The organism is Streptomyces sp. DSM 15324, from assembly GCF_001514285.1.
Classification (GTDB): Bacteria; Actinomycetota; Actinomycetes; order Streptomycetales; family Streptomycetaceae; genus Streptomyces.
Window position 1 is genome coordinate 1 of record NZ_KQ949054.1, and the last position, 2,683, is coordinate 2,683.

General features: G+C 72.8%; 1 protein-coding gene. It reads right to left on the bottom strand.

Going from position 1 to position 2,683, the window contains the following annotated elements; genetic code table 11:
• The coding region (locus tag AQJ58_RS40030; protein ID WP_159056423.1) for a type I polyketide synthase at positions 1–2,683 on the bottom strand (2,683 nt) is incomplete at both ends.

Below are 2,683 nucleotides of genomic sequence, written 5' to 3' on the forward strand. Positions count from 1 at the left end.
CCACCGGCAGCACCACCAGCACCGGCACCACCAGCCGGCACCCGCTCAAGCCGACGCCCGAACACACCCGACGCCCGCACCGCCACCTGATCCTCATCACCCACACCCGCCACCACAGCCACCAGGCGGCCTGCGGTACGGCGGTCGATCGTGGCAGGGAGGTCGATCAGACCGCCCCAGCGGTCGGAGGCCTCAAGGGCGGCCACCCGGCCGAGCCCCCAGACGGCACCCTGCACGGCGTCCACGGCGCCGTCGGAACGGCCCACCGCCACCGCGCCCCGGGTCAGCGCCCACAGCGGAGCCGTCACCCCCGCGTCGCCCAGCGCCTGGATCAGCGCCAGCGAACCCGACACGCCGACCGGCACGCCGTCCTCGGAGACATCTTCAGAGAGGGCGAGCAGGGACACGACTCCGTCGACCGGCGCCGAGCCCTCCAGCGCCGCGGCCAGCGCGACCCGGTCCATGGTGGCCTCAGGGGCGACCCGCTCCACCTCGGCGCCATGGGCCGACAGCGCGTCGAGCACCGACTGCGCCCAGGGGTCCGCCTCGAAGCCGGCCGGTACGACAGCCAGCCAACGGCCCGACAGCGTGCCCGAGCCGGGGACGTCGGACAGCGGCCGCCATGCGACCCGGTACCGGGAGCGGTCCGCCTCGGCCTGTTCCCGGCTCTGCCGCCGCCAGGAGGTCAGCGCCGGCAGGACAGCCTCCACGACCTCCTCGCCCAGCTCCAACTCCCCTGCCAGGGCACCCAGATCCTCCCGCTCGACCGCCTCCCAGAAACGGGCGTCGATCTCACCGCCGGCTCCGGAGACCTGCTCCGGACGCACGACATCCGGCCAGTACCGCCGGTGCTGGAAGGCATACGTCGGCAGCTCCACCCAGCCGTCGGCGGGGAAGAGGGCAGACCAGTCCACCTCGGCGCCACCGGCGAACACAGCCGCCACGGCGGCCACCAGCGCACCGACCTCCGGCCGGTCCTTGCGCAGCACCGGCACGAACAGACGGTCGTCGCCCGTGGCGGAGTCCTGCGCCAGCGTGGCGAGCGTGCCGTCGGGACCGAGTTCGAGGAAGCGGGTGACGGTCTGCCCGGCGAGGGTGGCCACCGCGTCGGCGAAGCGGACCGTGCGACGGACGTGCTCCACCCAGTACTGCGGGGACATCAGCTCGTCGGTGACGGGCGCGCCGGTCACCGTGGAGACGACGGGGAGCTGCGGACGCTCGTAGGAGAGCTCTTCCGCGACCGCCCGGAAGTCGTCGAGCATCGGTTCCATCAGCGGGGAGTGGAAGGCATGGCTCACCCGCAGCGCCGTGACCTTGCGGCCCTGGCCGCGGAAGTGCTCCGCGATCTCCTCGACCCACTCGGAGGCACCCGAAATCACCACGGACCGGGGGCCGTTGACAGCCGCGATGCCCACCTCGTCGCCGAGCAGCGGCAGCACCTCGTCCTCGGAGGCCTGGACCGCGGCCATCGCACCGCCCTCCGGCAGCGCCTGCATCAGCCGGCCGCGAGCGGCCACCAGACGGCACGCGTCGGCCAGCGACCACACCCCGGCCACGTGCGCGGCGGCGATCTCACCGATCGAGTGACCGGCCAGCACGTCGGGGCGCACACCCCACGACTCCAGCAGCCGGAACAGCGCCACCTCCAGCGCGAACAGCGCGGGCTGCGCGTACTCCGTACGGTTCAGGCGCTCGGCTTCCTGGCCGAACACCACTTCAGACAGGGACACTTCGAGATCCGCGTCGAGGTGGGCGCACACGGCGTCGAAGGCATCCGCGAACACCGGATACTCCTCGTACAACTCGCGCCCCATGCCCAGGCGCTGGGAGCCCTGGCCGGCGAACAGGAAAGCCGTACGGCCGCCCTCGCCGACCTCGCCCGTCACCACACCCGCAGCCGACTCACCGGCCGCCACCGCACCCAGACCGGCCAGCAGCTCCGCACGGTCCGCACCCCACACCACGGCCCGGTGCTCGAACACCGACCGCGACCGGACCAAAGCCCCACCGACACCCGCGACATCCAGCACACCGGCGTCCGCCACGAACTCCGCCAGCCGACCGGCCTGCGCCCGCAACGCGGCCCGACTGCGCGCCGACACCACCCACGGAACAACCGACGACACCGGCTCGTCGCCGCCGGAAGAGGCAGGGACCTCCTCCGGGACCGGCTGCTCCAGGACGACGTGTGCATTCGTCCCGGAGACACCGAACGCCGACACACCTGCCCGCCGCGCACGCCCCGCCTCGGGCCACTCCTGCTGCTGCGTCAGCAGCTCGACCGCGCCGGCCGACCAGTCCACGTGCGAGGACGGCTCGTCCACATGCAGCGTGCGCGGCAGTACACCGTGCTGCATCGCCAGCACCATCTTGATCACACCCGCGACACCCGCGGCGGCCTGGGTGTGTCCGATGTTCGACTTCACCGAACCCAGCCACAACGGCCGCTCACGACCCTGCCCGTAGGTAGCGAGCAGGGCCTGCGCCTCGATCGGGTCACCCAGAGCCGTGCCCGTGCCGTGCGCCTCCACCGCGTCCACGTCCGTCGTCGACAGCCCCGCACTCGCCAGGGCCGCCCGGATCACCCGCTGCTGCGAAGGACCGTTCGGCGCCGTCAGACCATTCGACGCACCGTCCTGATTGACCGCGCTCCCCCGCACCACCGCCAGCACCCGATGGCCAT